Annotated in this window: 24 protein-coding genes; 5 read left to right on the top strand and 19 right to left on the bottom strand. The window is 66.8% G+C overall.

The window, feature by feature from the left end; translation table 11 throughout:
• Positions 1 to 98: 98 nt before the first annotated feature.
• The gene (locus tag A9973_RS07320; protein ID WP_183013058.1) at positions 99 to 797 is read left to right on the top strand and encodes a glutathione S-transferase family protein; all 699 of its coding nucleotides are present in this window, start codon (positions 99 to 101) and stop codon (positions 795 to 797) included.
• Here A9973_RS07320 and A9973_RS07315 read toward each other — a convergent pair whose 3' ends face one another.
• The 6 genes from A9973_RS07315 to A9973_RS07290 all read right to left on the bottom strand — a co-directional run bounded on the left by A9973_RS07315 (position 798) and on the right by A9973_RS07290 (position 6,731).
• A complete protein-coding gene (locus tag A9973_RS07315; RefSeq protein ID WP_183013057.1) occupies positions 798 to 1,559 on the bottom strand; it encodes an ABC transporter permease in 762 nt (253 codons plus the stop codon).
• Positions 1,556 to 2,479, bottom strand: coding sequence for an ABC transporter ATP-binding protein (locus tag A9973_RS07310; protein ID WP_183013056.1), 924 nt, complete (start codon positions 2,477 to 2,479; stop codon positions 1,556 to 1,558). Before A9973_RS07310 ends, A9973_RS07315 begins: the two co-directional genes overlap by 4 nt.
• 95 nt (positions 2,480 to 2,574) lie before the next feature.
• Positions 2,575 to 3,519 carry a dihydrodipicolinate synthase family protein gene (locus tag A9973_RS07305; protein ID WP_183013055.1) on the bottom strand — a complete coding sequence of 315 codons (945 nt, stop codon included), beginning with the start codon at positions 3,517 to 3,519 and terminating at the stop codon, positions 2,575 to 2,577.
• Between the two features lie 7 nt (positions 3,520 to 3,526).
• Positions 3,527 to 4,699 (bottom strand): L-rhamnonate dehydratase, encoded by a 1,173-nt coding sequence (locus A9973_RS07300; RefSeq protein WP_183013054.1) that lies wholly within the window; start codon positions 4,697 to 4,699, stop codon positions 3,527 to 3,529.
• A gap of 9 nt (positions 4,700 to 4,708) precedes the next feature.
• On the bottom strand, positions 4,709 to 5,737 hold the full coding sequence (locus A9973_RS07295) for a 4-hydroxythreonine-4-phosphate dehydrogenase PdxA (RefSeq protein WP_183013053.1): 1,029 nt from the start codon (positions 5,735 to 5,737) through the stop codon (positions 4,709 to 4,711).
• A 7-nt stretch (positions 5,738 to 5,744) separates the two neighbouring features.
• Positions 5,745 to 6,731, bottom strand: a complete 987-nt coding sequence (locus A9973_RS07290) for a tripartite tricarboxylate transporter substrate binding protein (RefSeq protein ID WP_183013052.1) — start codon at positions 6,729 to 6,731, stop codon at positions 5,745 to 5,747.
• 123 nt (positions 6,732 to 6,854) lie between these two features.
• Between A9973_RS07290 and A9973_RS07285 the strand changes: the two genes are divergently transcribed.
• Together A9973_RS07285 and A9973_RS07280 are read left to right on the top strand one after the other, a co-directional pair.
• Entirely contained in the window at positions 6,855 to 7,781 is a 927-nt protein-coding gene (locus A9973_RS07285; protein WP_183013051.1) for a LysR family transcriptional regulator, read from the top strand.
• Between the two features lie 89 nt (positions 7,782 to 7,870).
• Positions 7,871 to 8,212, top strand: a complete 342-nt coding sequence (locus A9973_RS07280; RefSeq protein WP_183013050.1) for a zinc ribbon domain-containing protein YjdM — start codon at positions 7,871 to 7,873, stop codon at positions 8,210 to 8,212.
• 57 nt (positions 8,213 to 8,269) lie between these two features.
• Here A9973_RS07280 and A9973_RS07275 read toward each other — a convergent pair whose 3' ends face one another.
• The 10 genes from A9973_RS07275 to A9973_RS07230 all read right to left on the bottom strand — a co-directional run bounded on the left by A9973_RS07275 (position 8,270) and on the right by A9973_RS07230 (position 16,373).
• The gene (locus A9973_RS07275) at positions 8,270 to 8,506 is read right to left on the bottom strand and encodes a hypothetical protein (protein ID WP_183013049.1); all 237 of its coding nucleotides are present in this window, start codon (positions 8,504 to 8,506) and stop codon (positions 8,270 to 8,272) included.
• A gap of 11 nt (positions 8,507 to 8,517) precedes the next feature.
• Positions 8,518 to 8,754, bottom strand: coding sequence for a FixH family protein (locus A9973_RS07270; protein WP_183013048.1), 237 nt, complete (start codon positions 8,752 to 8,754; stop codon positions 8,518 to 8,520).
• Positions 8,755 to 8,774: 20 nt separating this feature from the next.
• Positions 8,775 to 10,265, bottom strand: a complete 1,491-nt coding sequence (ccoG, locus tag A9973_RS07265) for a cytochrome c oxidase accessory protein CcoG (RefSeq protein WP_183013047.1) — start codon at positions 10,263 to 10,265, stop codon at positions 8,775 to 8,777.
• A gap of 75 nt (positions 10,266 to 10,340) precedes the next feature.
• Complete coding sequence (ccoP, locus tag A9973_RS07260; protein WP_183013046.1) at positions 10,341 to 11,315, bottom strand: cytochrome-c oxidase, cbb3-type subunit III; 975 nt, start codon at positions 11,313 to 11,315, stop codon at positions 10,341 to 10,343.
• On the bottom strand, positions 11,312 to 11,488 hold the full coding sequence (locus tag A9973_RS07255; protein WP_105556505.1) for a CcoQ/FixQ family Cbb3-type cytochrome c oxidase assembly chaperone: 177 nt from the start codon (positions 11,486 to 11,488) through the stop codon (positions 11,312 to 11,314). Before A9973_RS07255 ends, ccoP begins: the two co-directional genes overlap by 4 nt.
• Positions 11,489 to 11,490: 2 nt before the next feature.
• Entirely contained in the window at positions 11,491 to 12,228 is a 738-nt protein-coding gene (gene ccoO / locus A9973_RS07250) for a cytochrome-c oxidase, cbb3-type subunit II (RefSeq protein ID WP_183013045.1), read from the bottom strand.
• Positions 12,229 to 12,238: 10 nt separating this feature from the next.
• A complete protein-coding gene (gene ccoN / locus A9973_RS07245; protein ID WP_183013044.1) occupies positions 12,239 to 13,726 on the bottom strand; it encodes a cytochrome-c oxidase, cbb3-type subunit I in 1,488 nt (495 codons plus the stop codon).
• A 172-nt stretch (positions 13,727 to 13,898) separates the two neighbouring features.
• Entirely contained in the window at positions 13,899 to 14,060 is a 162-nt protein-coding gene (gene ccoS, locus A9973_RS07240; protein WP_006225694.1) for a cbb3-type cytochrome oxidase assembly protein CcoS, read from the bottom strand.
• A complete protein-coding gene (locus tag A9973_RS07235; protein WP_183013043.1) occupies positions 14,057 to 15,031 on the bottom strand; it encodes a hypothetical protein in 975 nt (324 codons plus the stop codon). Before A9973_RS07235 ends, ccoS begins: the two co-directional genes overlap by 4 nt.
• A 73-nt stretch (positions 15,032 to 15,104) precedes the next feature.
• Entirely contained in the window at positions 15,105 to 16,373 is a 1,269-nt protein-coding gene (locus A9973_RS07230) for an adenosylmethionine--8-amino-7-oxononanoate transaminase (RefSeq protein WP_183013042.1), read from the bottom strand.
• A gap of 149 nt (positions 16,374 to 16,522) precedes the next feature.
• Between A9973_RS07230 and A9973_RS07225 the strand changes: the two genes are divergently transcribed.
• Together A9973_RS07225 and bioD are read left to right on the top strand one after the other, a co-directional pair.
• Positions 16,523 to 17,710: an aminotransferase class I/II-fold pyridoxal phosphate-dependent enzyme gene (locus A9973_RS07225; protein WP_183013041.1), complete on the top strand. Its 1,188-nt coding sequence runs from the start codon at positions 16,523 to 16,525 to the stop codon at positions 17,708 to 17,710.
• 656 nt (positions 17,711 to 18,366) lie between these two features.
• Entirely contained in the window at positions 18,367 to 19,812 is a 1,446-nt protein-coding gene (bioD, locus tag A9973_RS07215) for a dethiobiotin synthase (protein WP_183013195.1), read from the top strand.
• Between the two features lie 10 nt (positions 19,813 to 19,822).
• Here the strand turns inward: bioD and A9973_RS07210 are convergent, their stop codons facing one another.
• From A9973_RS07210 to A9973_RS07200, 3 genes are read right to left on the bottom strand one after another with little or no spacing between them, the layout of a single operon-like run.
• Positions 19,823 to 21,019: a CaiB/BaiF CoA-transferase family protein gene (locus tag A9973_RS07210; protein ID WP_183013040.1), complete on the bottom strand. Its 1,197-nt coding sequence runs from the start codon at positions 21,017 to 21,019 to the stop codon at positions 19,823 to 19,825.
• Positions 21,016 to 21,906 (bottom strand): CoA ester lyase, encoded by an 891-nt coding sequence (locus A9973_RS07205; protein ID WP_183013039.1) that lies wholly within the window; start codon positions 21,904 to 21,906, stop codon positions 21,016 to 21,018. The genes A9973_RS07210 and A9973_RS07205 overlap by 4 nt, the downstream gene beginning before the upstream one ends.
• A gap of 42 nt (positions 21,907 to 21,948) precedes the next feature.
• Positions 21,949 to 22,953, bottom strand: a complete 1,005-nt coding sequence (locus A9973_RS07200; RefSeq protein WP_183013038.1) for a tripartite tricarboxylate transporter substrate binding protein — start codon at positions 22,951 to 22,953, stop codon at positions 21,949 to 21,951.
• Positions 22,954 to 23,011: the final 58 nt, after the last annotated feature.

Genomic DNA, 23,011 nt, shown 5'->3' with positions numbered 1-23,011 from the left:
GTTTTCGTGGCGATTTTCTTTGTACGCCGCCACGCCGGGAACGGCGTTATCCTGACGGCCATCCCCTTCCACAGGCAAGCCCCGAGGAGCGCGGCATCTTGACCCCGGATCTCACCCTCTACGATTTGGCCGGCGCCGACGCGTCGCTGCGCTTCAGCCCGCATTGCTGGAAAACGCACATGGCGCTGGCCCACAAGGGCCTGTCCGCCAAGACCGTGCCCTGGCGCTTCACCGAAAAGGAAGACATCGGCTTTTCCGGCCAGAAGCTCGTTCCGGTCCTGGTGCACGACACGCACGTCGTCAGCGACTCGTGGCAGATCGCCTGCTACCTGGAAGACACCTTTCCCGAACGGCCGTCGCTGTTCGGCGGACCGGGCGGCCGCGCGGTCACGCTGTTCACGAACGCCTGGGCCGACACCACGCTGGTGCCGGTGCTGGCGCGCCTGCTGCTGCCCGCCATCCACGGCCTGATCCACGAGAAAGACCAGGACTACTTCCGCGCTTCGCGGGAAAAGCGCTTCGGCAAGCTGGAAGACCTGCCCGCGGGCTACGCCGACCAGATCGCCGCGCTGCGGGCCGCGCTGCTGCCGCTGCGCCTGACGCTGGGCAAGCAGCCGTTCCTGGCGGGCAGCCAGCACGGGTATGCCGACTATGCGGTGTTCGGCATGTTCATGTGGGCCCGCTGCACCAGCCCGCTGGAACTGCTGGCCGAAGACGACCCCGTCCATGCATGGCGCGAACGGATGCTGGATGCCTTTGACGGCATGGCCCGCCGCGCGCCCCTCGCCGCGGGCTGATCAGGTCTTCAGCCGGTAACCCGTCTTGAAGATCCAGCGCACGCCGATCAGGCACGCCACGAGGAACACCAGCGTCATGCCCACGCTGACGCCCAAGCTGACGTCCGACACGCCGTAGAACGCCCAGCGGAACCCGCTGACCAGGTAGACCACCGGATTGAACAAGGTGGCGGTTTGCCAGAACGGCGGCAGCATCTTGATGGAATAGAAGGTGCCGCCCAGGAAGGTCAGCGGCGTGACGATCATCAGGGGAATGATCTGCAGCTTCTCGAAACCGTCGGCCCAGACGCCGATGATGAAGCCGAACAGGCTGAACGTGACGGCGGTCAGCACCAGGAAGCCCAGCATCCAGATAGGATGCGCGACCTCGAACGACACGAACAGGCGCGCCGTGGCCAGCATGATCAACCCGAGGATGATGGACTTGCTGGCGGCCGCCCCCACGTAGCCCATGACGATTTCCACATACGAGATGGGCGCGGAATGGATTTCGTAGATGGTGCCCGAGAACCGCGGCATGTAGATGCCGAAGGACGCGTTGGCGATGCTTTGGGTCAAGAGCGACAGCATGATCATGCCCGGCACGATGAACGCGCCGTAGCTGACCCCGTCGATCTCGACCATGTGCGAGCCGATGGCCGAGCCGAACACCACGAAGTACAGCGACGTGGAAATCACCGGCGACAACACGCTTTGCATCAGCGTGCGCCAGGCGCGGGCCATTTCAAACAGGTAGATAGCGCGGATGGCGTAGAAGTTCATGATTGACCGTGTACCAGGCTGACAAAGATATCCTCAAGCGAGCTTTCCGATGAATTCAGATCCGTGAATTCGATCTCGAGCCGGCTCAGGTCGTGCAGCAGCTGGGAAATCTGGCCGCCACCCTGGTTGTCGTAGGTATAGACCAGCTTGTAGCCGTCGGTGGACAAGTCCAGCTGATAGGCGTCCAGCGCGGTCGGGATGCCCGGCAACGGCGCTTTCAAGGTCAGGCTCAGCTGGCGCTTGCCCAGCTTGGCCATCAGCGCGTCCTTTTCTTCCACCAGGATGATCTCGCCCTTGCGGATCACGCCGATGCGGTCGGCCATTTCCTGCGCTTCTTCGATGTAGTGCGTGGTCAGGATGATCGTGACGCCGCTTTCGCGCAGGCGCCGCACCATTTCCCACATGCCCCGGCGCAGCTCCACGTCGACGCCCGCCGTGGGCTCGTCCAGGAACAGGATGGCGGGCTCGTGAGACAGCGCCTTGGCGATCATCACGCGGCGCTTCATGCCCCCCGACAGCGCCATGATGCGGCTGTCCTTCTTGTCCCACAGCGACAGGTCGCGCAGCACCTTTTCGATATAGGCGGGGTTGGCCGGCTTGCCGAAGAGGCCGCGGCTGAACGTGACGGTGTTCCAGACGCTTTCGAACGCGTCGGTCGAGATCTCTTGCGGCACCAGGCCGATCTTGGAACGCGCGGCGCGGAAATCCGACACGATGTCGTGGCCGTCGGCCAGCACCCGGCCGTCGGTGGGATTGACGATGCCGCAGATGATGCTGATCAGCGTCGTCTTGCCCGCGCCGTTTGGTCCGAGCAACGCGAAGATCTCGCCACGCTGGATTTCCAGGTTGACGCTCTTTAGCGCCTGGAACCCCGACGCGTACCGCTTGGATAACCCTTGAACTGATATGACCGGCTGCACTCGAGCCCCCGACGTGATCGATAGCCGGAGATTTTACCCGCCACGCCGTTACCGCTTGTTCGGCGTGGCGGAACGCAGTGTTCAGGTTTTGGCGATTAACGTCCCCAGCGCAGCACCAGGGGATCCAATCGGCGGGCGGTTTCCAGCAGGCCCTGGCGGACCTCGGCGCGCATGGGCGGGAACGGATGCCTGGGCGCCTCGCAATCGATCACGCCGCCCGCCTTCATCAGGGCCTTCGCCGTCAGGATGCCGCCCTGGCGGTTTTCATAGTTGATCAGGGGCAGCCAGCGCTCGTACAGGCGGCAGGCCTCGTCGCGCCGGCCCGCGCGGTGCGCCTCGATGATGGGGCGGATGCCGTCGGCAAAGCCGCCGCCCGTCATCGAACCCGTGGCCCCCGCCTCCAGGTCGGGCAGCAGGGTGATGGCCTCTTCACCATCCCAGGGCCCTTCCACCGCCGCCCCGCCCAGCGCGATCAGGTCGCGCAGTTTGGAGGCGGCGCCCGCCGTCTCGATCTTGAAATACGACACCTGCGGGATCTCGCGCGCCATCTTCGCCAGCAGCGCGGCCGGCAACGGCGTGCCCGCCACCGGCGCGTCCTGGATCATGATGGGGATGTCCACCGCGTCCGACACCTGCTGGAAAAACGCCTCGACCTGCGCTTCCGGCACGCGGATCGTGGCCCCGTGGTACGGCGGCATGATCATCAGCATGGCGGCGCCCTGCTCCTGCGCCCGCCGGCTGCGCGCCGCGCAGACGCGGGTGCTGAAGTGCGTGGTCGTCACGATGACGGGCACGCGGCCCGCCACGTGTTCCAGGATGGTCCGCGTCAGCACCTCGCGTTCCTCGTCCGACAGCACGAACTGTTCGGAGAAGTTCGCCAGGATGCACAGGCCGTCCACGCCCGAATCGATCATGAAGTCGACCGCGCGCTTCTGGCTGGGCAAATCCAGTTCGCCCGATTCGGTGAAGGGGGTGGGCACCACCGGAAAGATGCCGCGGTAGCGCGGCGCCTGGGTCGTCGGGGTCGTTGTCGGAATCATGGCGGCCCTATTCGATGATGTTGAAATCGTTCAGGTAATCGGTTTTGAGCGTCAGCCCCAGGCCCGGCTTGTCGTCGTCCAGGTCGATGAAGCCTTCTTTGGCCACCGGCTCGCCGTCGAAGATGTAGTAGAACAGCTCGTTGCCGACCTCCACGTCGAACATCGGGAAGTACTCGCTCATCGGCGACGCCAACGTGCTCATCGTCAGATGGTAGTTGTGCATCTGCCCGGCATGCGGCACGACCGGCACGCTGTAGGCCTCGCACAGCGCGTTGATCTTGTGCGCCGCCGTAATGCCGCCCACGCGGTTCGTGTCGTACTGCACCACCGACACCGCCTTCCGGTCCAGCAGCTGCTTGAATCCGTACAGCGAGAATTCGTGCTCGCCGCCCGAGATCGGGATCGACGTCAGCTGGTTCAATTCCGCGTAGCCGTCGATATCGTCGGCGATGACGGGCTCCTCCAGCCAGCGCGGCTCGAACTTTTCCAGCTTGGGCAGGATGCGCTTGGCGTATTCCACGTTCCAGCCCATGTAGCATTCCAGCATCAGGTCCGTGTCGTACCCGATGACTTCGCGCACGGCCTCGACCGACTTCAGGTTCTCGGCCACGCCCTTCTGCAGGTGCGCCGGCCCATAGCCGAAACGCATCTTGAACGCGGTGAAACCCTGATCCAGGTAGGTCTGCGCCTCTTCCTGCATGGCCTTCAGGTCCGTGCGGTACAGCTTGGAGTAGTAGACGGGGATCTTCTCTTTGGTACGGCCGCCCAGCAGCTTGAAGACGGGCTTGCCCACCGACTTGCCCAAGATGTCCCAGATGGCCAGGTCCACGCCCGAAATCGCGGCCATGGTCACGCCCTTGCGGCCCCAGGCGTGAGTGGCGCGGTACATGCGCTGCCACAGGTATTCGTAGTCCCAGGGGTCATGGCCCACCACCAGCGGCGCCAGGTACTGGTCGATGATGGCCTTGGCCACGCGCGGGGCCAGCGCCACATTGCCCAGGCCCACGATGCCGTCGTCCGTCTCCACTTCGACGACGGTCCAGCCGTGGAAGCGGAACGTGCTCATGGTCTCTTGCCTGGAGTACAGCAGGTCCATGGCGTTGGAGCAGAAGTTGCCTTGCGGCGGCACGGTCTTGCCGGTCCATTCGAAAACGCGGGCGCGGACGGATTTGATCTTCATGTCGAGTTCCTACTTGGAAGAAGCGAAGCGGTGCGACGCACCCATGCGGCAGGCGATCAGGAAGGCCTGCCAGGTGGCCTCCACATTGGCGCGGCCCTGGCCCGCGATGTCGTAGGCGGTGCCGTGGGCAGGCGTGGTGATCGGGATCGGCAAGCCGCCCTGCACCGTCACCCCGCGCGAAAATCCCAGCAGCTTGATCGCGATCTGCCCCTGGTCGTGATACATGGTGACGATCGCCTGGAATTCGCCCGCCTGCGCCCGCAGGAAGATGGTGTCCGCCGGGAAAGGCCCCTGCACGGGCAGCCCTTCCGCATTCAACTCGCGCACGGCGGGCGCGATGATGTCGACCTCTTCTCGCCCGCAGGTGCCGCCGTCGCCGCCATGCGGGTTGAAGGCGGCGACCGCCACGCGCGGCTCGGCGATGCCGTTGGCCTGCAGCGACCGGTAGATCAGCCGCGTCGCCGCCTTGATGCCGTCGACGCTGAGCGCCGCCGCGGCGTCTTTCAGCGGAATGTGCGACGACACGCGCGACGTCCACAGCTCACCCAGCGTGTTGAATTCGCAGAAGTAGCCGGTGACGCCCAGATATTGCGCGAAGTGGTGCAGTTCGTCATCGTGGTTCAGCCCGCCCAGCTTCATCGCGTACTTGTTCAGCGGCGCGAAGCAGATCGCGTCGGCGTGCCCGGCGCGCGCGGCGTCCATGCAGGCGTCCAGCACGCGCAACACCGACGCGCCGCCCGACGCCTGCGCCTGGCCCACCGTCACCTGGCCGGGCGCGATCGTGTCCATGTCCAGCCAGGCCGGCAGGCGCGTGTCCGGCCGATCGCGCACCGCTTCGAAACTGTCCACGGGCTGGGTCTCCACCTGCACGCCCGCCACGCGCTGGCCTTCGCGCCAGAGCCAGGCGTCGCCCACCAGCACGATGTTGGCGCGCTGGCAGGGTTCCGGCTTGGCCAGCAGGCGCGCGATCAGTTCGGCGCCGATGCCGGCGGGGTCGCCCAGGGTCAGGGCAATAACGGGTTGTGGCTGCAGATTCATGCTGAGGTCATTCCACGGAAATGTTGTTTTTCTTGATGATGCCGGCATAGCGCTGGTTCTCGGCCTTATGGAACTGCGCAAACTGCTCCTGGCTCATCGGGGTGATGTCGGCGCCGATCGCCAGCAGGCGCGTCTGCGTTTCAGGCAGCGCCAGGATCTGGTTGACGTCGTCATGGATGCGTTTCTGGATGGCGGCGGGCGTGGCGCTGGGCATGTAGATGCCGTACCAGGCGCTCATTTCCACGCCCGGCACGCCGGCTTCGGCCATCGTCGGCACATCGGGCAACTGGGCGTTGCGGCGCGCGCTCAGCACCGCCAGCGCGCGCACCTTGCCACTCTTGATATGCGGGATGACCGACGACGCGGTCTCGAACGCGATCTGCACCTGGCCGCCCATCAGGTCCACCATGGCCGGGCCGCTGCCGCGATACGGGATATGCGTCATCTGCACGCCGGTGGCGTCCTTGAACAGTTCGGCCGCGATGTGCTGGGTGCTGCCCGATCCGCTGCTGGCGAAGTTGTAGTCGCCGGGCTTGCGCTTCAACAGCGCGATCAGCTCCTGCACCGATTTCGCAGGCACCTGGTTGTTCACCACCAGGATGTTCGGCACCGCGCCCACGAACACCACAGGCGTCAGGTCACGGTCATTGTCGTAGCCCAGTTTCAGCAGATGAGGCGCGATCGCGTGGGCGGTCGACACACCCATCACCATGGTGTGGCTGTCCGCCGACTTCGCCGCCAGATCGGCGGCCAGCGTGTTCGAGGCGCCGGGCTTGTTCTCGACCACGACCGTGTGCTTGAGCATCGGGCCCAGCTTGTCGGCCACGGCGCGCGCCATGGCGTCGGTGCCGCCCCCGGGCGCGGACCCGACCAGCAGGCGCAGCGGTTTGGTGGGCCAGTCGGCGGCTTGCGACTGGGCCTGTGCCGGCCCCGAAGCCAGGGTGGACAGACACAGGGCGCCCGCCGCAATGGCGGCCAATACGCGGATCTTCATGGTTGTCTCCTTGATGGATTCTTTGCCGTTGACGGGCAATTTGTTGTGAAAGCATCTTATGAAGAACATCCGTTTCCGTAAAATGAAACTTTTGCACCAACCGTTCACCTCAGGCGATCAATCATGGAACGCAACCTGAACGTCCCCGCCCTGCTGGCCCGGCTGCGCATGCGCCAGGTCGTGCTGCTGCTGGCCATCGACGACCGCGGCACGCTGCGCGCCGCCGCGCAGCAACTGAACATGACGCAGTCCGCCGCCAGCAAGATGCTGCACGAACTGGAATCGGCGCTGGGGCAACCCTTGTTTGAGCGCGTGGGCCGCGGGCTGGCGTTGACGCCAGCTGGCGAATGCGTCATGGGGCATTTCCGCGGCATGCGCGGAACGGTGTCGTCGCTGGCGCGCGAACTCGATGAATTGCGGCTGGGCAGCGCCGGCAAGCTCTTCATCGGCAGCATCATGGCGGCCTCGCCCAGCCACTTGACCGACGCGCTGCTGCGCCTGAAGCAGACGTATCCGCTGCTGGCCGTGGAAATCTCCACCGGCACCAGCGACTTGCTGATCGCGCAGTTGAACGCGGGCAAGCTGGATGTGGTGATCGGCCGCATGCTGACCCTGTCGGACCGCAACTACGTGTTCCGCCCCATCGGCGACGAGGCCCTGTCGGTGATCGCGGCGGTGGACCATCCGCTGGCCCGCAAGCGGCGTGTCGGTTTCGAGGCGATGCAGGCGTATCCCTGGATCCTGCAGCCGCAGGGCAGCCCGATGCGCGAAGTGATCGAACACGAGTTCCGCACCCACAATACGGCCATGCCGGCGGGGCTGATTGAATCCGCGTCCATCCTGACGACCACCAACCTGTCCATGAAGTCGCACATGCTGGGGGTGATCCCGGAATCGGTCGCCAGCCGCTATGCCCGGCACGGCCTGCTGGCGATCCTGCCCTATCAGATCCGGCACACGCTGGCGGCGTTCGGCAGCATCGTCCCGCGGGACCGCCCCTTAAGCGCCGCCGGGCAGCACTTTGTCGACTTGCTGCATGAAAATACCTGAAGATGAATACGCGTTACGGGCAAAAAGCAGTGCCCGGAACCGTACAATCATGCATTGCGCGATTCGCGCGTTTCACCTGAGGTCACCCCGTGAGTGCATTGCCCGCCTGTCCGATATGCCAATCCGAATTCACGTATGAAGACGGCGGCGGCTACGTCTGCCCGGAATGCGCGCATGAATGGTCGGCGCAAGACGCCGCGCCGTCCGACGACGACGCTCGCGTCTACCGCGATTCGGCCGGCAACGTCCTGCAGGACGGCGACACCGTCACCGTCATCAAAGACCTGAAGCTCAAGGGGTCGGGCGGCGTGGTCAAGATGGGCACGAAGGTCAAGGGCATCCGTCTGGTCGACAGCGACCACGACATCGATTGCAAGATCGACGGCTTCGGGCAGATGAGCCTGAAGTCGGAATTCGTCAAGAAAGTCTGACGCGGCGCCCGCCGGCCTGGCGGGCACCCTCTTGCTGCCGCACGCCGGGGCGGCAGGCTACAGCGGCTCGTCCTCGGCCGCTTTCGGCATCAGGAACGCCGTCAGCGCGCTGGACAGGCCGGCCATCACCCACAGCACGAAGAACGACACCGTGTAGAAGCCCATGCGCCCGGTGGGGACGTGCCCGAAGATCGATACGTCCAACGGGTCGATCAGGGCAAAAATGACGGCGCTTCCCGCCGCAGCCGCCAGGAACGACGGCCACAAAATCCACATCAATGAACGCAAGCCCATTTGTGCCCCCCTCAGGGATTGGCGCGCACGGCGCCTGCGCCTTCGCCGGCCTTCGGCGCGGCCTGTTCAATCACCAGGCCGCGTTTGACCACGCCGTCCAGGATCGGCTCGTGAGTGAAATTGGAATAGGCGAAATAGATCGTGATGAAGCATCCGATCATGGCGGCGAACGGGCCGGCCATGAGGATCCAGGGCCACGGTTCGTGGTACCAGGGCTTGGACGCCGGGGCGGTTTGTGCGAGGGTCATGAGGTTTGTCCTTTGCGTCGTCAATCGGGCACGTAGAAGCTGGCGGGTTCGTCGGTTTCGATCGGCTGGTTTTCACCGTCGTGGCCGCGCGCGCGCAACGTGATGGCATGCGCGCCGGGTTCGGCGCCGGCGGGCGCCCGGATCACCATGGGAACCAGCTTGTTGGCGGCGGGTTCCACGTCCACCACGTCCGACCCCTGCTGGCCCATCATCACGGCCAGTCCCGGCATGCCGTCGGCCGACAGCCGCAGGCGCATCGCGGTGTCCGACGTGTTGATGATCTGCAGCCGGTAGACGTTCTCGATCTGGCCGCCGGCCACTTCGCGGCCCAGCGCGCCGCGGTCGCGGATGATGTCCACGCGCAACGGGTTGCGCATGGCCAGCGACGCCACGAACGCCACCGCCATGATCAGGATAAGCGCGCCGTAGATCAGCACGCGCGGACGCAGCAGATGCGAACGCGCGCTTTTCGCCGACAAGCCGTCCTGCATGGCGCGGTCCGACGTGTAGCGGATCAGGCCGGAGTCATATTGCATCTTGTCCATGACCTGCTCGCAGGCGTCGATACAGGCGCCGCAGCCGATGCACATGTATTGCAGGCCTTCGCGGATGTCGATGCCGGTGGGGCAGACCTGCACGCACAGGCTGCAGTCCACGCAATCACCCAGGCCAGCCGCCTTGTGGTCGACCTTGCGCGACCGGCTGCCTCGCGGATCGCCGCGGCGCTTGTCGTAGGTGACGACAAAGGTGTCCGGGTCCACCATCACGCTCTGGAAGCGGGCGTAGGGGCACATGTACTTGCAGACGGACTCGCGCATGAAGCCCGCGTTGCCCCAGGTGGCGAAACCGTAGAACAGCATCCAGAACCATTGCCATGGCCCCAGCTGCAGCGTGAACAATTCGTGGCCCAGTTCGCGGATCGGCGCGAAATAGCCGATGAACGTGGACCCGGTCCACCAGGCCAGCGCGATCCACAGGAAATGCTTGGTGAATTTCAGGCGCACCTTGCGCCAGCTCCAGGGCGATTCGTCCAGGCGGATCCGCGCGATGCGGTCGCCTTCGACCTTGCGTTCGATCCACATGAAGATTTCGGTGTAGACCGTTTGCGGACAGGCGTAGCCACAGAACAGCCGGCCCGCCACCGCCGTGAACAGGAACAGCGCCAGCGCCGAGATCACCAGCAGCACGGCCAGATAGACGACGTCCTGCGGCCACAGCACCAAGCCGAACAGGTAGAACTTGCGTGCGCCCAGGTCGAACAACACGGCTTGCCGGCCGTTCCATTGCAGCCAGGGCAGCCCGTAGAAAATCAGTTGGGTGAGAAAGACGAAAGCGATGCGCCAGCGGGCGAAGACGCCACTGACGGATCGCGGATAGATCTTGCTGCGCACTCCCGCCAGGGTCTGCTCCAGCGTTTCCTGGCCGGGACGCGGCGGCCGCGAGTACGGCCGCCAGGGCGGCGGGTCGCCGCCAGGCTGCGTGCCGACGTTTGCGGTTGACCCATCTTCCATTTGCTGCTCCGTACGGTAAGTCCAATGATATGGGGGCCGCATGACGCGCCCCCCACTTAAGCACCGCGGTCCGTCTTACTGGGCGACGGCATTGCCCGCCGTGTTGGCGGCAGCCGGCGCGGCCGTCGCCGCAGCGGATCCCGGCTTGTTCGACAGCCCCCACACCCAGGCCGTCAGCACTTTGATCTGCTCGGGGTTCAGGATGTGTTCGTGCGCCGGCATGCGGTTGTCGCGGCCATCCAGGATCGTCTTGACGATCGTGGCTTCCGAACTGCCGTACAGCCAGACGTCGTCCGTCAGGTTGGGCGCGCCCAACAGCGGGTTGCCCTTGCCGTCCACGCCGTGACAGGCCACGCAGTAGTTGGCGAACTCGCGCTTGCCGCGGAACACGCGGATGTCATCCGATGTCAGGCCCGACAACGAGCGCACGTACTGGGCGATATCGCCGGCGGTCTTGGCGTCGATCGCGGCTTTCCAAGGCGGCATCACGCCATGGCGGCCCTTGGTGATGGTCTCCATGATGATTTCCGGCGATCCGCCATACAGCCAGTCGCCGTCGGTCAGGTTGGGAAAGCTGGGTCCGCCCTTCGCGTCCGAGCCGTGGCATTGCGCGCAGGTGTTCAGGAACAGGCGCTGCCCCATTTCCAGGGCGGCCGGGTCCTGCGCCACCTGCGGCACCGTCATGGTTTCGAAGCGCGCGTAGATCGGGCGCACGGCCTCGGCCATCTGCGCCTGGTGCCGCGCGACTTCCTCGGTGCTGCTGTAGCCCAGTTGGCCCTTGTACGAACCCAGTCCCGGCATGAAGAACAGGTAGCCCAGCGCGAACACGCACGCCAGCAGGTACATCCAGGTCCACCAGGTGGGAACCGGGTTGTTGAGCTCGGTCAGGTCGCCGTCCCAGACATGGCCCGTGTCTTCGACCTGGCCGTTGGCGGGCTTGGTGCCGAGCCAGCGGCGCTGCGTGTACAGCAGCCACAGGCACCAGACCACGCCGCCCACGGCGACGACCGAGATGAAATATCCCCAGAAGCCATTGACGAAATCGCTCATGACCGATTCGCTCCATCTTGTTGTTCCTGGCCGAACTCGTCGGGCAGGGCGAACGGCAGCATGGCCGATTCGCGGTTGGCGCCCTGGCGGCCGCGCGAGCAGGCCCACCAGACGATGCCGAAAAAGGTTGCCATCGAAATGGCGGTGACGATCGCGCTCAGGTAGCCCACCATGATCAGCCTCCCGTTGCCGCTTGCGCGGCGGGTTGCGCCGCCGACTGCGCGGTCGGCTGAGCGGCCTTCTTGGCGTCCTCGGCCTTTTTGGCGTCTTCAGCCATCTTGGCCTGGGCCTTGCGCACGCCTACGCCCAGCGCTTGCAGGTAGGCGACCAGCGCGTCCTCTTCCGTCTTGCCCTCGATGGCCTTGGGTGCGGCCTCGATGTCGGCGTCGGTGTAGGGCACGCCCAGGACGCGCAGCGCCCGCATGCGGTCGGCTACGTTCTGGCCGGTGATGACCGTTTTTTCCAGCCAGGGATAGGCGGGCATGTTCGACTCGGGCACCACCTTGCGCGGATCGCGCAAGTGGATGCGGTGCCAGTCGTCGGAGTAGCGCTCGCCCACGCGGGCCAGGTCCGGGCCGGTGCGCTTGGAACCCCACAGGAACGGATGGTCGAAGACCGATTCCGCCGCCGTCGAGTACGAGCCGTAGCGCTGCACTTCCGCCGCCAGCACGCGGATCTGCTGCGAGTGGCAGCCGACACAGCCTTCGCGGATGTACACGTCGCGGCCCATCAGCCGCAGCGGGCTGTAGGGCTCGACGCCTGGGACGGGCTGGGTCGTGCTGTGCTGGAAGAACAGCGGAACGATCTGGACCAGGCCCGCGAAGGACACCACCAGAATGCTGGCGATGATCATCCAGCCGATGTTCTTTTCAAGCGTCGTGTGAGAAAAGAAGCCAGGTTTCTTGTTGGCCATGATGTCCTCGTCAAACAGTAGCCGGCGCGGCGGTCGCAGCGACCGGCGGGCGAGCGGCATGGGGATCGTCTTGCGGAATGGCGGGGTTGACCGGTTGCGCACCGCGCACTGTCATCCACACGTTCCAGGCCATGACGAACACGCCGGACAGGAACAACGTGCCACCCAGCAAACGGATCAGGTAGTACGGGACGCGCGTCTTCAGTTCTTCGACGAAGCTGTAGACCAGCGTGCCGTCCGAAGCCGTATCGCGCCACATCAGGCCCTGCTGCACCCCGGCGATCCACATGGCGGCGATGTACAGCACCACGCCGATGGTCGCGATCCAGAAGTGCAGTTCGATCGCCTTCACGCTGTGCATCTTTTCGCGGCCATACAGGCGCGGGATCAGGTAGTACAGGGAACCGAACGAAATCATGGCGACCCAGCCCAACGCACCGGAGTGCACGTGGCCGATGGTCCAGTCCGTGTAGTGCGACAGCGCGTTGACCGTGCGGATCGACATCATCGAGCCTTCGAAGGTCGACATGCCGTAGAACGAGAGCGCCGTCACCATGAACTTCAGGATCGGATCGGTGCGCAGCTTGTGCCAGGCGCCCTGCAAGGTCATGATGCCGTTGATCATGCCGCCCCACGAAGGCGCCAGCAGAATCAGCGAGAACGTCATGCCCAGCGACTGGGTCCAGTCCGGCAGCGACGTATAAAGCAGGTGGTGCGGGCCCGCCCACATGTACGTGAAGGCCAGCGCCCAGAAGTGGACGATGGACAGGCGGTACGAATAGATCGGACGGCCGGCCTGCTTGGGCACGAAGTAATACATCATGCCCAGGAAGCTGGTGGTCAGGAAGAAGCCCACCGCATTATGGCCGTACCACCACTGCACCATGGCATCCTGCACGCCGGCGTATGCCGAGTACGACTTCCACAGCGACACCGGCATTTCGATGTTGTTGAAGATGTGCAGGATGGCGATGGTCAGGATGTACGAGCCGAAGAACCAGTTGGCCACGTAGATGTGTTTGGACCGGCGCTTGATGATCGTGCCGAAGAACACGATGGCGTAGGCCACCCAGACCAGCGTGATCAGGATGTCGATCGGCCATTCGAGTTCGGCGTATTCCTTGCTGCTGGTGAAGCCCATCGGCAGCGTGATCGCCGCGGCGACGATGACGATCTGCCAGCCCCAGAACGTGAAAGCGGCCAGCGGGCCACAGAACAGGCGGGCCTGACAGGTGCGCTGGACGACGTAGTATGAGGTCGTGAACAGCGCGCTGCCGCCGAAGGCGAAGATCACGGCGTTCGTGTGCAGCGGGCGCAGGCGGCCATAGCTCAGCCATGCGGTGTCAAAGTTCAACTGAGGCCAAATCAGCTGCGCGGCGATAAAAACGCCCACAGCCATGCCGACAATGCCCCAAACCACCGTCATGAGCGCGAACTGCCTCACGATCTTGTAGTTGAAGGTATCGGCCTTGCTTGCGATTGCGGCGCAATCGTTCATCACCCTTCCCCTAAAGTAACAAATAGCTCCAGGCTCAGATGATGGGACTAGTCACACAAGTCGGCGTTGATATGGATCAAGCGCGGATCGGACCGTCAGGGAACGCGGCGCGACCACAACGAAACCACAGGGAAATAAGCGGATATTGCAGCCAATCACCGCCAAACCGCCTTCACCCGCGGCTGGCGGGCCCGCTGTCGTCGTCGCGCAGGATGGCGGTTCCGGCGTTGTCGGTATCGTCGTACTGGCCGTTGAATACGGCCCACCACAGCGATATGCCGATGGCCAGCACGAACAGCAGGGACAGCGGCAGCAAGAGGTACAGGATGGTCATTGCGCGGCTTCCAGCATGCCGGACGGCGCGGCGCCGCCGGACCAGTCGCGGCGGCACAGGCGCCAGGAGTTGTAGGCCACCGCCAGCGACGACACCAGCATGGTGATCGCGGCCAGCCAGGGCGTGACCCAGCCCACCAGCGCAAGCGGCGTCATGAGCAGGTGCCAGACCAGCGACCCGTTGAGGTTCTGGCGAGCCTTGTGGCGCGCCTGCTGCAAGAGCGCGTCCAGTGAGGCGTCGGGCATGTTGGGATGCGCCGCCAGCGCCGAGTGCGCCGACGCCATGGCCGTGGGCACCGCCATCGACATGGCGCAGGGGCAGCTCATGACCAGCAGTGCCACCATGACCGGGATGCTGTGCGCGGGATCGATGTAGGCCCAGACGGCCCCCGCGGCAAGCGCCAAGGCCACCTGCGCCATGACGAAGCGCGATGCCAGGCGGTCGGCGCGGGCGCCCAGGTCCAGGCGCTGGGCCTCGACGCGCTCGTGCCGCAGGCCGCCTGAGGCGCCGCCGAAGGATTGGCGGGCGCAAAGCTCCAGATAGCGCGCAGTCAGCAGGAAGGCCACGAACATCGTGACGGAATCGAAATAGACCTCGCCGCGGCCCGTCCAGGTGGCGTGAACGCTGGGGAGGAAGGCGGCGACGATGCCAAGGGCGACCGGCACGTCCATGCCCGCGCGGCCGTGGCGCAGGTTATCGCCTGCATGGCGCCAGATGGGCCAGGCCGAATACAGCACCACGGGAATAGTCAGCGCGAAGCTGGCCCAGTTCATCAGCACGATGGCCCAATCCAGCGTTTCGAGGGCGTCGGCGGGCATGCTGTCGTGCCGCAGGTAACCCGGCCACGCGAACATCATGACCTGCATCATCGCCAGCCATGCCAGCGACAGGCGCACCAGCGCATGGCGGCGCTGCTGGCGGTCGGCATCGGGCAGACAGGCAGGAACGGCGAAAATCGATTTTGCTCGCATGCGCCGATGCTACCCAGCGCCCCGGACACGCGCCTTGATCTGAATCAAGGTGCCCGCCCGGGGCGGGGCCGGATCAGGGGCGCTGCTGGCGCAGCACGTCCACCACGGCGCGCATCAACGCGGCCAGTTCGTCGTCGGCGATGGTCAATGCCGGCGTCAGATAGACCACATTGCCGAACGGACGCACCCAGACGCCGGCCTCGACCAGCCGGCGCTTCAGGGCTTCGCGGTCGGCGATGCCGTCCAGTTCCACCACGCCGATCGCGCCCAGCACGCGCACGTCGCGCACCCAGGGCAGGTCGCGGCAAGGCGCCAGACCGGCCGCCAGCGCCGTCGACAGGGCTTGCGCCTGCGCCAGCCGGGGCTCGGATTCGAACAGGTCCAGCGACGCGTTGGCGGCGGCGCAGGCCAATGCGTTGCCCATGAAGGTGGGGCCGTGCATCAGTGCGTGCGCCGGATCGTCGGACCAGAACGCGTCGAACACCCGGTTGCTGGCCACCGTGGCGGCCAAGGGCAGCGTGCCGCCCGTCAGCGCTTTGGACAAGGTGATGATGTCAGGCCGGATGCCGGCCTGCTCGAACGCGAACATCGTGCCCGTGCGCCCGAACCCCGTGAAGATCTCGTCGAAGATCAGCAGCAGGCCGTGGCGGTCCGCCAAACGGCGCAGGCGGCGCAGCACTTCCGGATCGTGCAGCAGCATGCCGCCGGCGCCCTGCACCAGCGGTTCGACCAGGATACCGGCCAGTTGCGGCCCGCGCGTCTCCAGGAACGAGTCCAGCGCCGCCATCGCGGCCTCGTCGCGCGGCAGGTCGACGATATCGTGTTCGGCCAGCATGCCCCGGTACAGGCTGTGCATGCCTTCGTCGGGATCGCAGACCGCCATGGTGCCGAACGTGTCGCCATGGTAGCCGCCGCGGAACGCCAGGAAGCGGCTGCGGCCGCGTTCGCCCTGGTTCAGCCAGTACTGCACCGCCATTTTCATGGCGACTTCCACCGCGACTGAGCCGGAATCGGTATAGAAGACCCGGTCCAGCCCCGGCCCCAGCAGGCCGGCCAGCCGGCGCGCCAGTGTCAGCGCGGGTTCGTGGGTCAACCCGCCGAACATCACGTGCGGCATCGCGTCCAGCTGCGCGCGCACCGCCTCGGCGATGTGGGGATGGTTGTAGCCGTGGCAGGCCGTCCACCAGGACGCCACGCCGTCGATCAGGCTGCGGCCGTCGGCCAGTTCCAGCCGGCTGCCGTGGCTGCGCACGACCGCGAGCGGCGGCGTGGCCGTCTTCATTTGGGCATAGGGAAGCCAGATGTGGGGCTGGCCCTGGGCCACCCAGTCGGGCGTGTGCATGATTGGACTCCGCGAAAACCGGCGGCGGCCCGGGTGGTTCCAGAGGGGTTTGCCCCCGAAAACCGCCGCGCGCGCCTCCACTACAATGGCCCGCATTCTACGGCCTGGCGCGGGCATCCCCCTCTGCCCGGCCGCTGCCGGATCGATTGATGTCAAAGCTGGATTCCCTGTTTTCCTCCGAGTTGGCCGCCGCCGACGCCCGTCGCGTACGCCGCCGCCTCCGCACCGCCACGGCTGCGCCGCCCGGCCGGATCGTGCTGAACGGCACGCCCATGCTGAATTTCTCAAGCAACGACTATCTGGGCCTGTCCAGGCACCCGTTGCTGGTCGAACGCGCCCGGGAATGGGCGGCGCGACATGGGGCCGGCGCCCAGGCCTCGCGCCTGGTCTGCGGCAATCTGGACCTGCACGAACAGGTGGAAGCCAAGCTCGCCCGCCTGAAAGGCACCGAGGCCGCGCTGCTGCTGGCCTCCGGCTGGCAGGCCAACGCCGCCGTGCTGCCCGCCCTGCTGCGCGCCGCCGCGACCCAGGGCGAGGTCGAGCTCTATGCCGACAAGCTGAACCACGCCAGCCTGCACCATGGCTGCCAGGCGGCCGGCGTGAAGCAGATCCGTTTCCGGCACAACGACCTGGACCATCTGGAGCAGCTGCTGGCGGCCAGGGCTGAACCAGGCGGGGACAAGCCCGTCGCCAGATTCATCGTCACGGAAAGCGTGTTCAGCATGGATGGGGACCGGACCGATGTCGTCCGGCTGGCCGATCTGGCCGACCGCTATCAGGCCTTCGCCTATCTGGACGAAGCCCACGCCACGGGCGTGCTCGGCCCCGGTGGCATGGGACTGGCCGGCTTGGCGCCGGGCCGCATCGACCTGGCCATGGGCACGTTCAGCAAGGCGTTGGGCGGATTCGGCGCGTATGTGGCGGGGTCGCGGGCGCTGTGCGATTACTTGATCAATGCGTGCTCCGGCTTCATCTACACCACGGCGCTGCCGCCCGCGGTGCTGGGCGCGATGGACGCGGCGCTGGACCTCGTGCCCACGCTGGATGCGGAACGCGCCCGGTTGGCGGCCGCGGGCGACCACTTGCGCGCCGCCCTCCAGGGCCTGGGGTTGGACACCGGCGCGTCTTCCACCCAGATCGTGCCCGCCATCGTGGGCGACGAAGGCCGCGCGCTGGCAATGGCCGCCAGCCTGGAACGCCAGGGGCTGTTGGCCGTGGCGATCCGCCCGCCCACGGTGCCCGCGGGCACCAGCCGGCTGCGCGTGACGCTCAGCGCCGCGCACCGCGACGCCGACGTGGCGCAACTCGTCGCCGGTTTTGCGGCGGCGCTGGCATGACGGGCGCCCGCGCCCTGCCCGCGCGCCCCACCTTGCTGTTCGTCCACGGCTGGGCCTTCGACGCCTCGGTCTGGGCGCCGCTGCGCGCCGAACTGCGCGATTGGCCGCACATGACTACCGACGCCGGCTACTTCGGGCCCGGCCACGAACCGAAAGCCGATGGCCCGGTCATTGCCATCGGACACTCGATGGGCCTGCTGCGATTGCTGCGCAGGCTGCCCGCAGGCTGCATCGGCCTGGTGTCGATCAACGGCTTCCCGCGCTTTGGCGCCGGGCCGGACTTCGACGCCGGCGTGCCGCGCCGCATGCTCGACCGCATGGTGAAGCGCCTGTCCGCCGACCCGTCCGCCGTCTTGCAGGACTTCCGCCAGCGCTGCGGCGATGCCTCCGCCTTCGGCGAGCCGCGGCTGGCGCCGTTGTCGCAAGACCTGGAAGCCCTGCGCGACGAGAATCAACGCGACGCGCTGGCGGCCCTGTCCGTCCCGCTACTGGTCCTGGCGGGCCAGGACGACCCGATCGTCCCGGCGTCGATGACGCAGGCCGCATTCGGTGGACGGCCAGACGACGAACACCATGAGCGGGAACAAGGCGGCCACCTGTTGCCAGTGTCGGACGCGCCGTGGTGCGCACGGCATATCGCCGGATTCATCGCGCGATTGACGCACGCTCCGCGCGCGCCGCGCAAGCCGCAAGTCGCCGCCCGCTTCGGCGCGGCCGCGCACCGGTATGACGACCATGCGCCCATCCAGCGCGTCACGGCGCAACGGCTGGCCGGCGATATCGCCCGGCTTCGATTGCCCGCCCGCCCCCGCATCCTGGAAATCGGCTGCGGCACCGGACTGCTGACCCAGGCGCTGGCGCGCCGGCTGGGGCCGGCCGACTGGACGGTCACCGACATCTCGCCCGCGATGCTGGCGGCGGCCCAGCGCGGGCCGGCGCTGCCCGGCACGGCCAGGTACCAGGTACTGGACGGCGAACATCCCGGCGCCCTGACCGGGCCCTACGATCTGATCTGCTCCAGCCTGGCCGTGCAATGGTTTACGGATTTGAACGCCGGCCTGGGCAAGTTGGCCGCGCTGCTGGCGCCGGGCGGCCATCTGGCCGTGGCGACGCTGGCCGACGGTACCTTCGGCGAATGGCGCGCCGCGCATCGGGCCGCGGGCCTCGTGGCCGCCACGCCACACTATCCCGCCCGCGCCGCCATCCATCCGGCCATGGGCAATCTGGCCGGTGGCGTGCACAGCGAACGGCTGATACAAAATCATCCTGACGGCCTGACTTTCCTGAAAGGCCTGAAAGGCATCGGCGCCACCACGCCGGCCCCCGGACGCCCGCCGCTCGGCCCGGCGGCCCTGCGCCGCGTGCTGGCGGCATTCGACGAACAAGGAGCCACGGTGACGTATCACCTGGCCTACGGTATGTGGAAAAAATCGACGCAACGCCCCGCGGGGGTTTTCGTGACCGGGACGGATACCGGCATCGGCAAGACGCTGGTGTCCGCCATCCTTGCGCGCGCCTGGAACGCCGACTACTGGAAACCGGTGCAGACCGGCGTATCTGAAGATCCCGGCGACACCGAGACCGTCGCCCAACTGGCCCAACTGCCGCCCGAGCGCCTGCATCTGCCCGCCTACGTGCTGCAGGCGCCGCTTTCGCCCTGGGCCGCCGCCACGCTGGAAGACACGGTCGTGGATGCGACCACCATCGTGCCGCCGTCCACCCGCGCCCCCTTGATCGTGGAAGGCGCAGGCGGCCTGTACGTGCCCATCGACGACACGCACATGATGATCGACCTGATCGCCCGCCTGGACATGCCGGTGGTGCTGGCCGCGCGCAGCGGCCTGGGGACCATCAACCACACGCTGCTGAGCCTGGAAGCGCTTAAGCGCCGCGGCATCCCCGTGCTGGGCGTCGTCATGAGCGGCCCGCTGTCGGCCGGCAACAAGGAGGCCATCGAGCGCTTCGGCGACGTGCGCGTGCTGGCCGAGATCCCGCCCTTGGCCAAAGTCGACGCCGCCGCCGTCGACGCGCTGGCGCGAGATATTCCCCCGCTGGAAGAATGCCTGGCGGCATTGGGCGGAACTCCCGCGGTGGCGGGCTAGGCGTTCGGCCTCATCCCAGCGCGCCGCGGTCTCGCAATGCCGCCACCCGCTCCGCCGACATCCCCGCCTCCGCCAGCACCGCCTCGCTGTGTTCGCCGAACGCCGGCGCGGCGCGGGGCGTGTCCGGTTGGCTGCGGCCGAACTTGATGGCCTGGGCGAATCCCCGGTAGCTGCCCACCACGGGGTGCGTGAAGGTCGAAACCATCTGCTCGGCCTGCACCTGCGGAAAATCGAACATGTCTTCCACGCCGCGCGCGGCGGCGCAGGGGACCTCTTCGCCGAACCATGCTTCCCACTCCAGCGCGGTGCGCGCGCGAAGCGCCTCGTGCAGGCGCGGCACGATCTCGTCGCGGTGTTCGGCGCGCTTGCGCACGGAATCGTAGCGTTCGCTGGCGGCAAGTTCCGGCAAGCCGGTCTTGGCGCATAGCGCCTGCCAGAAATGCGGCGTGTTCGCCGAGATGTACAGATAGCCTTCGCCGGTGGGATGGATGCCCGTGATGCCGCCGGAACGCATATCGCGGCCGACGTCGCGCGGTTCGCCTTCGGCCCAGACGAGCCTTGCCGACTGCAGGGCCAGCGCGCTGCGCAGCAGCGATACCCCCACGAACTGGCCCCGCCCGCTGCGTTCGCGTTCATACAGCGCCGAGGCCACGCCGGCCGCCACCATGGACGAGGCGTAGTAATCCACCACCGATCCGTACAGGATCTCGGGCGGCCCCTCGGCCTTGCCCTGCAAGGCGCACATGCCCGTCATCGTCTGCAGCACCTGGTCATAGCCCGCCTTGTCCTTCAGCGGCCCTGTTTCGCCATAGCCGGTGACGGCGCAGTAGATCAGGCGCGGGCTGATGTCGGCCAATTGCTCATAGGCAATGCCCAGGCGCGCCGGCACGCTGGGGCGGAAGTTGTGCACCAGCACGTCCGCCTGCCGCGCCAGGTCGCGCAGCACGGCCAGCGCATCCGGATTCTTCAAGTCCAGGACCAATCCGCGCTTGCCGCGGTTCACGCCCAGAAAGGCGCGGCTCTCGGCCTCCAGCGTGGACGGGTACTTGCGCAGGTTGTCGCCACTGGGGGGCTCGACCTTGATGACGTCCGCCCCCTGATCCGCCAGGAGCGCGCAGCCATACGGCCCGGCGATATAGGCGCTCAGGTCCAGCACACGGACGCCCGCCAGCGGGCCGCCGGCCGATTGCGTGGCGGGGGCCGTCATTGGGCCTGCGCCGGGTTGGCCGCTTCCGCAAGTCCCAGACCCGCCGCTGCCCGCAATATCGCTTCAGCGCGGCGCAGGAAGGGGCCGTCGATCATGCGCCCATCCACCACGAACGCGGCCACGCCCTGGGCGGACGCGTCCCGCGCGGCCCGTACCACCCGGCCGGCGTGCGCGATCTCTTCATCGGTGGGATGGAACGCCGCATTGGCCAATGGCACCTGGCGCGGGTGGATGCAGCTCTTGCCGATATAGCCCAGGCTGCGGGCCAGTTCCGCTTCGGCCCGATAGCCGGCTTCGTCGTCGATGTTGGCGAAGGCGGAGTCGTAGGCGAACACGCCCGCCTCGGCCGCCGCCATGCGCAGCGCGAACATCGCCTGCTGCACCGCGGCCGGTTCGCGGCGGGCGATGCCGGCAGGTTCGAACAAGTCGCCCAGCCCCAATTGCAGACCCGCCACGCCGGGATGCGCCGCCGCCAGGCTGGCCGCCCGGCGCAATGCGCGCGGCGACTCGATGTTCAGCAGCAGCCCCACCGGGCTGTCCACGCCATTGGCGCGGCATGCTTGCTCGACGGCGCTGGCTGCCGCCACCACATCGGCCTCGCATTCCGCCTTGGGCAGGTTCACCAGATGCAGCCCCGGCCGCACGACCGCCTGCACATCGGCATGGAACTGGCCGGAATCCAGCGCATTGACGCGCACGATCAGCGTCTTGCCCGATGCGGCGGCTTCAGGCTGCGCCAGCATGCGGGCCAGATGGCCGCGCGCCTCGGCCTTGCGCGACGGGGCCACGGCGTCCTCCAGGTCGAACGACAAGGCGTCGGCGGCGCCCGCCAGCGCTTTGGCGAACAACTCGGGGCGCGATCCGGGTACGAACAGTTTGCTTCTCATGCTTGCCACTCAAGGAATCAGGGGTTGATGCGGACAGGTCGTCTACTGGATGGAGATGTTGCGGTCGCGGGCCACCTGCTTCCACTTGGCGGCGTCGGCCTGGACCAGTTCCGCGAATTGCGGCACGGTCAGTTCCGCGGGCACGGCGCTTTCTTCCGCGAACATGGCGCGCATCTTCTGGTCGTTGACGATGCCGCGGATCTCGGCGTTCAGCTTGTCCACCAAGGGCGCGGGCGTGCCCGCAGGCGCCAGCACGCCCCACCAGAGCTCCACCGAATAACCCGGCTGGCCTTCGCCGATCGTGGGCAGAGCCGGATAGAACTTCGACCGCTCGGGCGAGGTCACGGCCAGCACGCGCAGCTTGCCGCCCTTGAGCAGCGAGGCCGTCGACGCGAAGCTGCCGATCACGAAGTCGACCCGCCCGCCGGCCAGGTCGTTCAGCGCATGCGACATGCCTTTGTAGGGCACATGCGTGAACGACGTCTTTTCGCCACCCGCCAGGATTTCGCTGGCCATCTGGTTGACCGACCCCAGGCCGGCGCTGCCGTACGTCAGCTTGCCGGGTTCCTTGCGGCCGGCCGCCAGCAGGTCGGCCATGGACTGATAGGGCGAGTCCTTGCCCACCACCAGCGCCATCGGGCTGCGCGCCAGCATCGCCACCGGGGCAAAGCTGCGCACCACGTCGTACTTCAAGTTGGTCTGCACGGCGGCGTTGGTGGTCAGCGTGGACGACGACAGCATCAGCACGGAACCGTCCTTGGGCGCACGGGCCACATACTCGGCGCCGATCGCGCCGCCCGCGCCGGGCCGGTTTTCGACGATCACCGTGGTCGACAGGCGAGCGCCCAGCTTTTCCGCCAGCACCCGGGCGAACACGTCGTTGCTGCCTCCCGGCGGGAACGGCACCACCATCGTGATGGTCGCGGGAACGGCAGGCGCAACCTGCGCCGCGGCCAGGCCCGGGGCGCCCAGCGCAACGGTCAACGCCAAGGCGGGCAGTAAGGGGGACAGCAAGGCGGCGCGTAAGCCGGCAAGGGTCTTCGTCATGGGGGTCTCCTCGATCGCGATCTGGCCGCCCGGCGTCACCCGCCTGCGATCCTGCCGC

It is taken from the genome of Achromobacter sp. UMC46 (genome assembly GCF_014170335.1).
Classification (GTDB): domain Bacteria; phylum Pseudomonadota; class Gammaproteobacteria; order Burkholderiales; family Burkholderiaceae_B; genus Achromobacter.
This window is presented reverse-complemented; position numbering and strand designations above follow the sequence as displayed.

Coding starts and splice junctions, on each gene's coding strand:
- A9973_RS07315 (WP_183013057.1), bottom strand. CDS start 1,559: ATGAACTTCTACGCCATCCGCGCTATCTACCTGTTTGAAATGGCCCGC.
- A9973_RS07305 (WP_183013055.1), bottom strand. CDS start 3,519: ATGATTCCGACAACGACCCCGACGACCCAGGCGCCGCGCTACCGCGGC.
- A9973_RS07300 (WP_183013054.1), bottom strand. CDS start 4,699: ATGAAGATCAAATCCGTCCGCGCCCGCGTTTTCGAATGGACCGGCAAG.
- A9973_RS07295 (WP_183013053.1), bottom strand. CDS start 5,737: ATGAATCTGCAGCCACAACCCGTTATTGCCCTGACCCTGGGCGACCCC.
- A9973_RS07290 (WP_183013052.1), bottom strand. CDS start 6,731: ATGAAGATCCGCGTATTGGCCGCCATTGCGGCGGGCGCCCTGTGTCTG.
- A9973_RS07285 (WP_183013051.1), top strand. CDS start 6,855: ATGGAACGCAACCTGAACGTCCCCGCCCTGCTGGCCCGGCTGCGCATG.
- A9973_RS07275 (WP_183013049.1), bottom strand. CDS start 8,506: ATGGGCTTGCGTTCATTGATGTGGATTTTGTGGCCGTCGTTCCTGGCG.
- A9973_RS07270 (WP_183013048.1), bottom strand. CDS start 8,754: ATGACCCTCGCACAAACCGCCCCGGCGTCCAAGCCCTGGTACCACGAA.
- ccoG (WP_183013047.1), bottom strand. CDS start 10,265: ATGGAAGATGGGTCAACCGCAAACGTCGGCACGCAGCCTGGCGGCGAC.
- ccoP (WP_183013046.1), bottom strand. CDS start 11,315: ATGAGCGATTTCGTCAATGGCTTCTGGGGATATTTCATCTCGGTCGTC.
- A9973_RS07255 (WP_105556505.1), bottom strand. CDS start 11,488: ATGGTGGGCTACCTGAGCGCGATCGTCACCGCCATTTCGATGGCAACC.
- ccoO (WP_183013045.1), bottom strand. CDS start 12,228: ATGGCCAACAAGAAACCTGGCTTCTTTTCTCACACGACGCTTGAAAAG.
- ccoN (WP_183013044.1), bottom strand. CDS start 13,726: ATGAACGATTGCGCCGCAATCGCAAGCAAGGCCGATACCTTCAACTAC.
- ccoS (WP_006225694.1), bottom strand. CDS start 14,060: ATGACCATCCTGTACCTCTTGCTGCCGCTGTCCCTGCTGTTCGTGCTG.
- A9973_RS07235 (WP_183013043.1), bottom strand. CDS start 15,031: ATGCGAGCAAAATCGATTTTCGCCGTTCCTGCCTGTCTGCCCGATGCC.
- A9973_RS07230 (WP_183013042.1), bottom strand. CDS start 16,373: ATGCACACGCCCGACTGGGTGGCCCAGGGCCAGCCCCACATCTGGCTT.
- A9973_RS07225 (WP_183013041.1), top strand. CDS start 16,523: ATGTCAAAGCTGGATTCCCTGTTTTCCTCCGAGTTGGCCGCCGCCGAC.
- A9973_RS07210 (WP_183013040.1), bottom strand. CDS start 21,019: ATGACGGCCCCCGCCACGCAATCGGCCGGCGGCCCGCTGGCGGGCGTC.
- A9973_RS07205 (WP_183013039.1), bottom strand. CDS start 21,906: ATGAGAAGCAAACTGTTCGTACCCGGATCGCGCCCCGAGTTGTTCGCC.
- A9973_RS07200 (WP_183013038.1), bottom strand. CDS start 22,953: ATGACGAAGACCCTTGCCGGCTTACGCGCCGCCTTGCTGTCCCCCTTA.